This is a genomic window from Cytobacillus oceanisediminis (assembly GCF_007830235.1).
Taxonomy (GTDB): Bacteria; Bacillota; Bacilli; order Bacillales; family Cytobacillaceae; genus Cytobacillus; species Cytobacillus oceanisediminis.
Genome location: NZ_VLKI01000034.1, coordinates 1 through 13,381 on the forward strand (window position 1 = coordinate 1; position 13,381 = coordinate 13,381).

Annotated in this window: 11 protein-coding genes; 2 read left to right on the forward strand and 9 right to left on the reverse strand. The window is 44.2% G+C overall.

All coding sequences use genetic code 11. The annotated features are described in order from the left end of the window. The 8 genes from IQ19_RS26545 to IQ19_RS26580 form a co-directional block, all read right to left on the reverse strand. Positions 1-595: aldehyde dehydrogenase family protein (locus IQ19_RS26545; protein ID WP_144546639.1), on the reverse strand; the 595-nt coding region annotated here is incomplete at its 3' end. A 551-nt stretch (positions 596-1,146) separates the two neighbouring features. Further along, entirely contained in the window at positions 1,147-2,316 is a 1,170-nt protein-coding gene (locus tag IQ19_RS26550; protein ID WP_144546641.1) for a CamS family sex pheromone protein, read from the reverse strand. 15 nt (positions 2,317-2,331) lie between these two features. Then, entirely contained in the window at positions 2,332-4,338 is a 2,007-nt protein-coding gene (ligA, locus tag IQ19_RS26555) for an NAD-dependent DNA ligase LigA (RefSeq protein ID WP_144546643.1), read from the reverse strand. Positions 4,339-4,605: 267 nt separating this feature from the next. Next, a complete protein-coding gene (pcrA, locus tag IQ19_RS26560) occupies positions 4,606-6,837 on the reverse strand; it encodes a DNA helicase PcrA (RefSeq protein ID WP_144546645.1) in 2,232 nt (743 codons plus the stop codon). A gap of 76 nt (positions 6,838-6,913) precedes the next feature. Then, positions 6,914-7,600 carry a heptaprenylglyceryl phosphate synthase gene (gene pcrB / locus IQ19_RS26565; RefSeq protein ID WP_144546648.1) on the reverse strand — a complete coding sequence of 229 codons (687 nt, stop codon included), beginning with the start codon at positions 7,598-7,600 and terminating at the stop codon, positions 6,914-6,916. 334 nt (positions 7,601-7,934) lie between these two features. Further along, positions 7,935-8,243: a YerC/YecD family TrpR-related protein gene (locus IQ19_RS26570; protein WP_035333268.1), complete on the reverse strand. Its 309-nt coding sequence runs from the start codon at positions 8,241-8,243 to the stop codon at positions 7,935-7,937. A gap of 40 nt (positions 8,244-8,283) precedes the next feature. Continuing rightward, the gene (locus IQ19_RS26575) at positions 8,284-9,342 is read right to left on the reverse strand and encodes a DUF3048 domain-containing protein (RefSeq protein ID WP_144546650.1); all 1,059 of its coding nucleotides are present in this window, start codon (positions 9,340-9,342) and stop codon (positions 8,284-8,286) included. Between the two features lie 104 nt (positions 9,343-9,446). Further along, the gene (locus tag IQ19_RS26580) at positions 9,447-11,189 is read right to left on the reverse strand and encodes an adenine deaminase C-terminal domain-containing protein (RefSeq protein ID WP_199749563.1); all 1,743 of its coding nucleotides are present in this window, start codon (positions 11,187-11,189) and stop codon (positions 9,447-9,449) included. A gap of 200 nt (positions 11,190-11,389) precedes the next feature. On the opposite strand from IQ19_RS26580, the gene IQ19_RS26585 reads away from it, so the two are divergent. Together IQ19_RS26585 and IQ19_RS29190 are read left to right on the forward strand one after the other, a co-directional pair. Beyond that, complete coding sequence (locus IQ19_RS26585; RefSeq protein ID WP_144546654.1) at positions 11,390-11,680, forward strand: YgaP family membrane protein; 291 nt, start codon at positions 11,390-11,392, stop codon at positions 11,678-11,680. 102 nt (positions 11,681-11,782) lie between these two features. Further along, entirely contained in the window at positions 11,783-11,896 is a 114-nt protein-coding gene (locus IQ19_RS29190) for an EYxxD motif small membrane protein (RefSeq protein ID WP_338422709.1), read from the forward strand. On the opposite strand, the gene purD is transcribed toward IQ19_RS29190, so the two are convergent. Then, positions 11,874-13,145 carry a phosphoribosylamine--glycine ligase gene (purD, locus tag IQ19_RS26590; protein ID WP_144546656.1) on the reverse strand — a complete coding sequence of 424 codons (1,272 nt, stop codon included), beginning with the start codon at positions 13,143-13,145 and terminating at the stop codon, positions 11,874-11,876. The genes IQ19_RS29190 and purD overlap by 23 nt on opposite strands. Between the last annotated feature and the right edge of the window lie 236 nt (positions 13,146-13,381).

A 13,381-nucleotide genomic window follows, 5' to 3' on the forward strand; every position in this document is an offset into this window, starting at 1 on the left:
CTGCCACGATCGCTGCAACGGTTGTTCCAGCCATGATCGCTAGCGGGAAGTTCCAAGGAGAGATAATGATGCCTACTCCCAGTGGAATGTAGTCATAACGGTTATATTCATTCGGACGGCTGTTGACTGGAACACCGTCTTTAATTCTTAAGACTTGGCGTGCATAGTACTCAAGGAAGTCAATGGCTTCTGCAGTATCAGCATCAGCCTCATTCCAAGGCTTTCCTGCTTCCTTTGCTAAAAGGGCAGAAAACTCATGCTTGCGGCGGCGGATAATCGCAGCAGCTTTAAACAACACATCTGCGCGTGTTTCCGGCTTTACTTTTCTCCACGTTTTGAATGCTTCAACAGCAGCCTGCATCGCTTTCTCAGCATGCTCGCGGTTTGCCTTTGAAACACGGCCAACTATTTCTTCTTTATTAGAAGGATTGATTGATACGATTTTATCTTCAGTAGAAACGCGCTCTCCGCCAATTAACAGATCATAATCCTGGCCCAAATAGCTTTCTACTGTCTGCAAACCCTTTAAATACGCTTCACGATTATCATCTTCTTTAAAATTCGTGAATGGCTCATGCTTATAAGGTTGTACCATTTTTACCGCCTCCTGTGTACAAATATACAAACGCCAGATCCTAGCAGCGCAGCCCTGATTTTTGCTGATGCGGGTACACTCTCTGCTACTCTCTTAAAACGTTTACATCCATCCATTATATTAACATGAAAATAACATTATCTTCAAACATTCTCCGCAGATGTTATATATTAACATCCTTATGGCCGATTGCCAGTTTTTATAAAGCAGGATAAGGGATTGGGACTGCTTTGGTGAGGAGCTGGTTTAAGCTGTTATATAATGTTGTCAGGTCCTGTTTTGGGATTTAATGCTCCTTATTTTAGCCCTCTTTGGATTTGTCTTTAAACTGTATTTGCATTGGTCCCCTTCCCATCATCGCGATATGTACTACTTCTTATGACGACCTTTTTCCTCTCTTGCCTTCCGTTATCGTGACATGAACATCTTATGGCGACCTTCCTTCTCTCTTACCTTCTGTTATTGTCGGCATAAAACTTCCGAGAACCAACCTCTTCTCCCAACAAAAAACCCAGGAAACGCATCTTTGCACTCCTGGGTCTCTGCTGGCTTTATTGATAAATATGGACAAATGGCTCACTTTGGTCTGCTTTACGTACGACAAGCGCCTCAGGGCCATTAACGGACGAGATGTTCACCTGAACTGAAATATATTCAGGGAAGTGTTTGACGACAAGCCCGGTTACATATTGCGTGAAGCCAATCCCTTCTGCCTTTCCGTAGAACTGAATTGGAATATCAATATTTACTTCCTGCAATTGATCCTGGGCATAAAAAGCTTTCCCGATGACGCCGTTGAAATTCGGGAAGTATGTTTCTACATCCTGCTTAAAATTAAGAAATGCAGTCAAATCATCACGGTGATTTTTCTCAGCCTCGTTTGATGGATAAAGGACATATTTTTCATTGATGTCTTCCCATCCGCCAAGCTTGCTGCTGCCTTTTGGCGCATTAGCATATGCAAAGAAGCTGCCTGGCACAACTGAAGTTCTTGCTTCCTGTTCAAACAAAGCAATGGTAACTGGCACATCTTTTAACTCTTTAATCTGCCGTACTCGCTGCAGCACTTCTTCTGCCATCTTTTTGCCTTCTCTTTCAAGAACTTCATGTTTTATCTTTGTTTCATATGTTGCGCCATACTGCTCTTTCTGATAATAATGGACAGAATTCATGGCAAGGCCGATTACGATTCCGCCAAGCCCGACTTTTCCGTCGTCATTTTTCACAAGATAGTTATGTTCAAGGATATGGGCCAGATAGATTGGGCTTTTTTCATTGTTCTTATCAATATTTCCGCCATCTGCAATTATTGGATTCAGGCCAATATTCTCTTCTTCCTTTAACTTCCGCTCTTTTAGCTGTGCTTCTGTAAACTTGCGGTTCAGCCAGGCTCGGACTGTATCTCTTTTTAGGTACTGGCCTTCCTGGAATAAGTAATTATCCGGGTCAAATGTATTTTGAGCAACCCGCATAAGCCCTGTTTCAAATTCATTAATATCATATTTTGTACTAATATTATTGACAACAAGGCCTCTAGATTCACTTGGTTCAAATGGCAGCAGCGTACGATAATATTTGTCTGAAATTTTATAATTTGGAATGATCGCCTTATCTTCTTCGTTCTTATCTTCCTGAACGACTTCCTCCTGCTTATTGAAATTAGGCGCACAGCCAGCAAGCAGAAGTGAAAGGGATAAGGCAAACATCATGATTTTTTTCACGGCGTTTCCACCCTCTTACTTATTTAATTCTTCAACCAGTCTCTCCTCGTTCCAAACTTCTACTCCCAGCTCCTGGGCTTTGGTTAGCTTGGAACCCGCATCTTCCCCAGCGATCACAACATCTGTTTTCTTGCTGACGCTTCCGGATACTTTTCCGCCAAGCGCTTCAATTTTTTCTTTTGCTTCATTTCGGCCCATGATTTCGAGTTTTCCAGTTAGCACAACTGTCTTTCCTGCAAAAAAGCTATCCGAGTTTTCCACTGAAACTGGCTTCGGTCCTTTATATTCCATGTTAACCCCGGCAGCTTTTAACTCACCTAGCAGCTCGTGGGCTTCTTCCTGTTCAAAATAGGTTACAACGGAATCAGCCATCTTTTCACCAATTTCATTGATTGCGGTTAAATCTTCGCGGGAAGCTTTTTCAAGCGTCTCGATTTTGCCAAACTCCTGGGCAATCGTTTTGGCTGCCTTTGCTCCGACATGACGGATTCCTAAGCCAAATAACAGTTTTTCCAGTGAGTTTTGCTTGGAGTTTTGGATTGCCTGCAGAAGATTAGCAACCGATTTTTCACCCATGCGTTCCAGTTGAATCAGTTGCTCATAGGTCAATTTATAGATATCTGCCACATCTTTGATCAGATTTTCTGCGAAAAGCTGGCTAATAACCTTTTCGCCAAGTCCGTCGATATTCATCGCATTACGGGAAACAAAGTGGATAAGCCCCTCACGGATTTGCGCAGGACATTTTGGATTTATGCAGCGCAATGCCACTTCCCCATCGAGACGGACAAGCTCGCTCTCACACTCAGGGCAATGTGTCGGCATATTAAAATCCTGCTCCTCGCCGGTTCTCCGGTCAGCAAGTACATTTACGACTTCAGGGATAATATCTCCTGCCTTTTTGACGACAACCTGGTCTCCAATCTTAATATCCTTTTCGCGAATTAAATCTTCATTATGAAGAGAAGCCCTCTGTACAGTAGTGCCAGCTACACGGACAGGATCGAGGATAGCAGTTGGAGTAACCACTCCTGTTCTGCCTACACTCAGTTCAATATCCCTTAAGGTCGTCACAACCTCTTCAGCAGGGAATTTATAGGCAATGGCCCAGCGTGGACTTTTCGCAGTTGTGCCGAGCTGCTCCTGCTGTTCCAAGGAGTCTACCTTTATAACAATTCCGTCAATATCATAAGCCAGATTCGGGCGTTTTTCTGTCCACCCTTGGACATATTCTATGACCTCATCGATATTTGCACACTTTTTGCGTTCTTTATTGGTTTTAAAACCAAGGCTATCAAGATAATTCAGGCCCTCACCATGGGAAACAATTCCGGTATCGCCGGTATCCGCAATCCCGTATACAAAAATATCCAGGTTTCGTTTGGCAGCAAGGCGCGGATCTAGCTGCCTCAAAGAACCTGCGGCAGCATTCCTCGGATTCGCAAAAGGCTCTTCACCATTCTCTTCTTTTGCTTTATTTAAAGCTTCAAAAGAACGCCTGGGCATGAAGGCTTCACCACGTACTTCCATGGTGACTCCATCCTTCAAACGAAGGGGAATCGAACGGATCGTCTTCAGATTGGCGGTGATATTTTCACCAATTGAACCATCTCCTCGTGTCGCTCCTAGTACAAATAGACCGTCTTCATAGCGAAGGGAGACAGCAAGCCCATCTATTTTCAACTCGCATACGTAAGTAACATCCTCCCCAGCAGCCTGGCGGACACGGCGGTCGAAATCCCTTAAATCCTGATCATTAAAGGCATTTCCCAAGCTTAGCATCTGAGACTGATGCTCTACTTTTTCGAACATAGCGAGGATTTCTCCCCCAACCCTTTGTGTAGGGGAATCTTCTGTCTTCAGCTCGGGAAACTGATCCTCCAGCTCAATCAGATCTCTCATAAGCCGGTCATATTCAGCATCGGGTACTGATGGCTGATCAAGAACGTGATACTCATAATTGTATTGATTCAGCAGGTTGTGCAGATCTTTCACCTTTTTTTCTGCTGTTTGAAGGTCCATATATCCAACCCTTTCCAAAAAGAGCAGACCTGGCAGACGCAGCCACCGGGTCTGGATCTGTTAGTTTTAGAATAGCTCCGTTAAACTTGTATGTTGATTTCCGCTCAAGAAGCTCAGCGAACCGTGGGCGGTCCGGAAGCTTCCTCAGCACATGACGCACCTGAGGATCTCCCTTTGACTCGCTTTCTCCGCCTTCCGCTCCAATTAAAAAGAGTGCCAGAATCAACAATGAGCATTAACATAGCCTTTGGAACAAAAGCAGTTTGTTTACGCCTTTGTAATCGGTGCAAACTTGGCAAGGAGGCGTTTGATGCCCACAGGTTTTGGGAACGCAATATCCAGCTCTGTACCTTCTCCAGCACCTTTTACGCTGACCACCGTACCTGTTCCCCACTTGCCGTGCTGGGCTTTATCGCCCACCTTCCAGTCAATTTCATCTCCGCCCGTATTCGAGGTGGACGGACGCATTACCGCTTTTCTTTGCGGCTGGGCTTGTCTGGATGCACCCGGTGCTCCAAACGCCGATGAACCGAATGGGGAAGGTTTCTTTGCCGGCTCCAGGCCATCAAGCAAGTCAGCCGGAATTTCTTTAATAAAACGGGATGGAGGATTCATATTGGTACGCCCAAAAAGGGTACGCATTTGGGCATTTGTTATGAAAAGCTCTTCCTCTGCCCTCGTGATTCCCACATAAGCTAGCCTGCGCTCTTCCTCCATTTCCGCTTCTTCCATAAGCGAACGGCTGTGAGGGAATACGCCTTCCTCAAGCCCCATTAAGAATACAACAGGGAACTCCAGCCCTTTAGCGGAGTGAAGAGTCATAAGAACAACAGATTCTGCCTTTTCGCCGTCATCATCCAATTTATCAATATCAGCTACAAGAGCCAAATCCGTTAAGAAGGCAATTAGCGATTTATCTTCGCTTGCATCTTCAAAGTTTTTCGTAACAGACAGGAATTCATCAATGTTTTCCAGGCGGCTTTGAGCTTCGATGGATTTCTCGGCAATGAGCATATCGCGGTAACCCGATTTTTCTAAAAGCTCTTCCACTAACTCTGTGACTGATAAGTATTCCTGCATTTGTGTATAGTTTTTAACCAAATCCCTGAACTGGGTAGCCCCCTTTGTAATTTTCGGGCTTAATCCGATCAGTTCAATTGATTCAAGCGCCTCAAACATGCTCATTTCGTGGAGCTGCGCAAAGTTGGCAATTTTATCAACGGAACCTGAGCCAATTCCGCGTTTAGGCACGTTGATTACACGCTGCAGGCTGATATCATCATCCGGATTTGCAATTAAGCGCAGATAAGCAAGAATATCCTTAATTTCTTTACGGTCGTAGAACTTAATGCCGCCGACAATGGAGTACTCAATATTCGACTTTAGCAGCACTTCCTCCATTACACGGGATTGTGCATTCGTCCGGTACAAAATCGCGATATCTGAATAGCTGCGCTTGCCGCTGTTAACATATTCTTTAATTTTACCTGCAACAAACTGCGCTTCCCCCTGCTCGCTATCCGCTCTGTAATAATGGATCTTGTTTCCTTCTGCATTTTCCGTCCAAAGGTTTTTCGGCTTTCGGTTCAAGTTCTTGCTAATAACTTCATTCGCAGCAAGAAGAATTCTTTTGGTTGAACGGTAATTTTGTTCAAGCAAAATGGTCTGTGCGTTTGGGTAATCCTTTTCAAAGGAAAGGATGTTGGCAATATCCGCGCCGCGCCATTTGTAAATGGACTGGTCTGAGTCACCGACAACACAAAGGTTTCTAAATCGGCTCGCTAAAAGCTTCACAAGCATATATTGCGCTCTGTTTGTATCCTGGTACTCATCCACGTGAATGTATTGGAATTTTCGCTGATAATATTCAAGCACTTCCGGAACACGCTGGAACAGCTGGATCGTAATCATGATTAAATCATCAAAATCAAGCGCCTGGTTGCGGCGCAATCTCTTTTGGTACTCTGTATAGACATCACTGGCAACCTGCTGGATATAGTCCCCTGCCGTTTTTGCATATTCTTCAGGAGTGATCAATTCATTTTTTGCCGAGCTGATTGATCCAAGGATTGCGCGCGGGTCAAACTTCTTCGGATCCAGGTTTTTATCCTTAAGGATGGATTTAATGACCGATTGCTGGTCAGTAGAGTCCAAAATGGTAAAATTGCGGTTATAGCCAATCCGGTCAATATCTCTTCTTAGAATCCGCACACACATGGAGTGGAATGTTGAAATCCAAATTTCGTCTGCCGCTCCGCCCATCATATTATGGATACGATCACGCATCTCACGTGCTGCTTTGTTTGTAAACGTGATTGCCAAAATGTTATAAGGGTTGATGCCCTTTTCCACCATCAGATAGGCAATCCTGTGTGTTAGCACTCTTGTCTTGCCGCTCCCCGCTCCGGCCATAATCAAGAGAGGTCCGTCCGTTGTTTTTACCGCATTTTGCTGCTGCGGATTTAATCCATTTAATAATTTATCCGTTAAAAATTGCATTTCTTCTCTTCACCACCGTAGAAACGTATGTTCTTATTTTCTATTCTATCCTGTTTAAGGATCTCTATCAACTGAATTACATACGTGCCGCCTTTACCGTTTTTAGCGCCGTCTGCAAATCCTTGTAAATAATATTGCCGACCACAATCACATCTGCATGCTCAGCCATTTCTTTTGCTTGCTCTGAATTCTCAATCCCGCCTCCGTAAAATAATACGGTTTCCTCAAGCGTTTCTTTCACTTCGGAGACTACAGCAGCATCACCGTACTTGCCGCTGTATTCCAAATAAAAGATAGGCAGCCGGAACATCTTCTCGGCCATCATCGCAAAGGCCCTTACCTCATCCAATGACAAATCCGTACGGGAGTTGGTAACTTGAGCGGCTTTGCATTCCTCATTTAATATGCAATAGCCCTGGACGAGAATTTCTTCCCAATTCATGATATCTCCGTATTCTTTAACGGCTTCGTGATGAAGCCCTGTAATCCACTTTACATCCTGGCTATTTAATACAGTCGGAATAAAATAAAGATCAAATCCAGGCGTAATCGAATCAATCGTGGAAACCTCCAGCACGCATGGCACTGTATATCTGCGGATTCGGGCCATTAAATCGAGCACTTTTTCAAGCGTCACACCGTCGGTTCCGCCTACAATGATCCCATCCGTTCCTGATTCACAAATCATCTCCAGATCTTCATCTGATATATATTTATCCGGATCGAGCTTAAACACATGGCTCCATTCGCGAACATCATACATGCAAAATTGCCTCCATTCTATCATTCCATTTCACCATTATATCATTTAGGAAAGAGAATAAAAAATAAAAGCGGAAGCACCATTTGGAGGGATGAACGTCAACTAAAAGCCGCCACGTCCTGTGGCGAACGTTGACGTCAGCACGTCCTGTGCAAGTCCGACAAGCGCTGGAAGGCCAGAAGATGAAGCGACCTCGAGGGGCTAGGCGATGAAGCTAGATAAAAAAGAAAAGCGGGAAGTGGCTATAAGGTGGAAAAAATTAATAGAAATCCCCTCGCCAAGACAAAGAAAAAAACCGCGGGAACACCCCATCGGTTTATGAAAAAATAATTATTTACGCTTTTTCAGCTTCTTCTTCTTTAATTCGCTCCAGTGCCATTTCATAAGCATCATTTCCATAATTCAGACAGCGTTTAACACGTGAAATTGTTGCCGTGCTGGCACCTGTATCTGTTTCAATTTTATGATAGGTTTTCCCTTCGCGAAGCATGCGTGCTACTTCCAGGCGCTGCGCCAATGACTGAATTTCGTTAACTGTGCATAAGTCGTCGAAGAAGCGGTAGCACTCCTCCAGATCTTTCAAAGACAAAACCGACTTAAATAATTGGTCCAGTTCTTTTCCTCTTAGCTTATCAATTTGCATATATTGCATACCCCTTTATTAGATAATAGTTTTCTGATTGCTATTGCTTGGATTCCAGGGAAACCGTTTGCTCAATGCCCGGACTTGAAGGAACAATATTAATCCAAGTCTTGCCCGGTACCAGGCCGGCTTGTTTGCCATTTAGGACAGGAAGAATCCTGCCATCCAAATTTGCCCACTCAACTTCCGTCATTTTCCCTTTTTGAAGGAGATAGCCTCTGCCTCCAGAAGTTAAGTTAATATCACGGCGGCCAGCAGTGTCAACTACTTTATGTTCGGCTTCTGCGATGAAAATATTATCCAGCAATACAGGCTCTCCAGAATGATAATCGGCTGTAAGTTCTCCATTCGAATACCTTTTATACTTTTCCAGCCCCTCATCGTACTCATAAATTACATTGAATAATTCATTGTTTAAGTAAGATACCATCACGGAATCGGCAGCTTTTCCCTCAATTGCTTTTGCCTCGTCTTTTGACAGGAAGGCAAGAGAAGCAGGTGCGTTTTCCATCGAGTAATGATTCTGATCCGCGCCTTTCAGCACATTCCCGAACGAAATATATGAGTTATGCGGAGCCTTCCGGAAGCTTTCCCGTTTAAATAAAATGCCGTCATACTGTATCCCGTTAAGACTATCAACATAGCCCTGATCGAGCAGCGCTTTCGCTTCCGGGCTGTATCCATGAGCAATATACAGGCTGTCATAGCCTTTTGCAAGCTCAATATAGTAGTCCCTGGCACTTCTTACCGGTCCTATTTCTTCAGGCCTTTCACTCTGAAAAATGGCTAGGAAACGGGTCACATCTCCTTCTGCCAGCAATTCATAGACGATATCCGCTTTATCAAGGCCTGATTGCGGACGGGCTTTTGGGTGATTGTTAACCATCACCGCAACAGCTCTTCCATCCACCTCCGAATCCGATCCGGCTCCAGTAAGCGGAAAATGGAATGGAAGCTCTTTTTCCTCGCTAACCCCTTTTGTTGCTTCTTCTGCTTTTTCCGTCTCCTGCTTTGCAGGCTTTTCTGCTTTATCTTTGCTGCTGCATCCTGAAACCAAAAGCATTGCGGCTGCTGAAACAGCTATCCATCTTTTTAGCATTTTTGCACCCCTGTATATCCCTTTTTTGCTTCGATGCAGTTTTTTTCTATGTTAGCTTCCTCTGAGTAGTTCTTTTATTTCTAGTATTGCATCTCTTTTACATTTTAACGCATTATCGTTGGAAAGAGTACCGTTTTATTCATGACGTCATACATTCCCTGCTGGGTAATCCGGATATAAGGCAGATGTGTAGAAGAGAAAAAGAGCAAAGTATACATTGGATCTTCATGCCTGTATCCTTTATCCCGCAGGTAATGGACAAGCTGTTTCTCTTCCTCCATTAATTCCTCAACCTTTTTATCGGACATAATACCTTTTAAACGGAGCTCCATCTCCTGAACAATTTTTCCTCCTTCAGAAATAACAATGCCTCCGCCAATTTCTTTAAGCCGATTAAAAGCATTCAGCATCTCGTCCTTGCTCTTCCCGATTAAGATAATATCGCCAGTGTTGGAAAAAGAACTCGCCATCCCATCAAGGCTGTTTGCAAAACCTTTTAAGACCGTATTGATGCGCCAGTGGCCTTCGCGATCAACAAGCATGAAGAAGCACTCATCATGGTCTCTTTCAAGCTCTTCAGATGATACATCAATCGCGATGGAATAAGGTTTTGTAATAACCGCATTCTCCATCTTTATCCCGAACGGCATGGAAAACTGCATATCATCAGCAGTCAAATCCCAATCGATATTCATCGGTTCAAAACCAAATTCATCCCACGGAACCGATTCATAGGCATCCAGATTCACACCGTCTTTTTTCACCCATTCCCCTTTTGCGAGAACGGAAACAGGTGTTGGCTCACCTTCACTTGAAAGGAAATTGATATTAGCGACCCTTCCTGTTGCGATATTTCCATGCAGATAATCGATTCCATAGTGGCGTGCTACATTGATGGTGGCCATATTATAAGCGTCAATTGCAGGCACGCCTTTTTCAATCGCTATACGGATCATATGGTCAATAATTCCCTGTTCATAAAAAGAGGAGAAGGATCCGTCTGTCGTAAAAATAATCTGATCATAATGGTCGATTCCCAACTCATGCATTTCATCCAATAAGACCGGCAAGTCCGGACGAATGGACGAATACCTGAGGGAGACGGTATATCCCTGTAAAAGGCGGTTATAAACGTCCTTGCCTGTCATGGACTCATGGTCGCAATCCGCCCCAAGCAGCATGAGCTTTGAAAGTGTTTTTTCGGATGCCCCCGGAAAGTGGCCTTCGATTTTCTTTCTCATCCGTTTTGTTTCTTGAATCCAGTGGAGCATCATATCATCGCCGTCCAGAAGCTTAGGCCAGCCTGTGAGCTCGCCACCCTGGAGAACTGCATCATGCTCAAGCCACGATTTGATGTTTCCGTGCGAAAAGGTTGTTTCTTCATGCTGTATTTCTGTTTGAGCATCAAACCGGCACCACCAGTACATTGTCGCTGGGATATTCCTCATTTCCTTCAGGAAAGAAAACGCTTTCTTTTTATCCTGCTGCAAAGCCAGTACCATATTGTCATTGATCAAAGTCGTTGTGCCAAACTGTGATGCATAGCTCGCAAAGGAATGGGGATTATATAATTGAAATGGGTGGGCATGCGGCTCAATATACCCTGGAACCAGCGTCATCCCAGTACAATCAACGACTTCACATTGTTCCAATTTTTCCGGCAGTTTTGCGCCAACATAGACAATGCGGTCGCCATAAATCCAAATATTAGCCGTTATCCATTTACGGAATGCCTGATTTAGATAACGTGCGTTTTTAAGTAGTATCGTCGGTGACAGTTTTCCGTCCAATACGGAAACATGTTCACGCAAGTGCTTGTTTTTCCAACGGTAACGCTGTTCCAGCACCATACTCCCTCCCTTTTTAATTATCTCTTTATATGAAAAAGAACGATTTTTTATGATGAAAGTAAACAATAAAAAATGGCTTCAGGACAATAAAGAAAGCCCTTTCATTCGCTTGTTTTTCTATAGTAACATATTTCACTGTTTAACGCATTAAAGAACGAGTAAAAGATTGTAAAAATTTTGTGAAAGAGGTGGCCATTATGAATGTCAAACCCAATATCGGCATCGTAAATGCCTTAATACGTATTACAGTCGGTTTTACTGTTTTAGCTTGGAGTACATCCAAGCTTGTCAAAAGGCCGTGGCGCGATTCCTATTTAATGATGGCCATGCTGGGCGGCATGAAAGTCGCAGAAGGAATTGTCCGCTTTTGTCCACTAACTGCACTTTTTGAAAGAGGCCAGGATATGGTACAGGACATGAGACATCAAGGCGGAAATCGTGAAAACGATGAGCCGGTTGAAGAAATGCTGCCGTATAATCCGTCATAAAAAGAAAAAGCCCCCTCCATTGGGGGCCTATGAGTTGAATTCCAATGGGCCGTGCCCATATAAAATCCGTTATCTAAATAAACTTAAAAAGGAGCTGACATTATGTTTTGGGAATACGTGATGGATATGTCATTTGTATTAATAGCACTGATTGGAAGCATCGTGGCGCTTCTGTATGTGTATATCCGCAGAACTAAGAAAGGACGTGCGAGATAGCTTTATTGGCAATATCTTTTCGATAAAAGATACCGTCACACTTAAGCTTTTCAAGTTCACGATACACTTTTTCCTGCGCATCCTTAAGGGTTGCCGCTTTAGCACCTGCAAGAAGCACACGGCCGCCGTTCGTTACAAACTCTCCTGAGCTGTTTTTATCAGTACCGGCATGGAATACCGCCGTACCCCCGCTCATTTCCTGAAGCCCATTCAGGACTGCGCCTTTTTGATATGCTTCGGGGTAGCCCTTAGAAGCAGCAACGACTCCGACCATTGCTTGGTCATCCCATTCGATTTCAGGTTCTTCTCCCTTAAGGACAGCCAGCATAACCTCCGGCAAATCCGATTTCATGCGCGGCAAAATCACCTGTGTTTCGGGATCTCCGAAACGTGCATTAAATTCGATCACTTTAGGCCCTGCTTCTGTTTTAATCAAACCCGCATACAAGATACCGCTAAAGCTTCGCCCTTCCTGGACCATCGCTTTTGCGGCTGGCTTCAATACCTTTTCCACAGCATTTTTAACTGTCTCTACTCCGATATGAGGAACAGGTGAATAGGCACCCATTCCGCCTGTATTAGGGCCTTGGTCTCCATCAAAAGCACGCTTATGGTCTTGGGCAATTTCAAGAGGAATCACATTTTCCCCGTTTACAAAAGCCATTAAAGAAAATTCTTCACCCTCAAGGAACTCTTCAATTACAACTGTTGCAGAAGCTTTACCGAACTTTTTATTTAAAAGCAGCTCCTCAATGCCTGCTAGGGCTTCGTCCATGGTCATTGCCACAATAACGCCTTTGCCGGCAGCAAGGCCGTCTGCTTTTAAAACAATCGGCGCGCCTTTTCCTTCTATATAAGCTTTCGCTTCTTCATATTCGCTAAAGACAGCATATTCAGCTGTAGGGATATCATATTTTTGCATTACTTCCTTCGCAAAGGATTTGCTGCCTTCGATTTCAGCGGCTGCCTTTTTCGGGCCAAACACCGTTAACCCAGCTTCCTCAAACCGGTCAGCCAGCCCTTCGAGAAGCGGCACCTCGGGACCGATTACCGTTAATTCAATTTGATTATCAAGGGCAAACTGTACTAGTTTTTCATTATCGTTTTCCTGAATGTTTATTAACTCTGCAACATCTTCCATGCCCGGGTTTCCCGGCGCGACAAAGACCTGTTCCACCTTCTCGCTTTGGTACATCTTCCAGCAAATAGCATGCTCGCGGCCGCCTCTTCCAATGACTAAAATCTTCATTACGCCCACCTCCGTTAAAATGTCAGCTATAGTACACAGGAGCCTGATTAAGGTCTCCTTGCTGTTAGAGCTCAATCTTCTGGGAGCTCGAGGTCATAACCCAATCATCAAAAAGGTGAAAAGCAACCTTTCCGACAGCTCGTCTTATGCTTTTCGCCCCTAAACACAAAGGAAACCTCCTTCGAGGTCACCTCGCAGGAACAAGCTTGGCTTATTCCGAAGGCGCTTCCGCATGT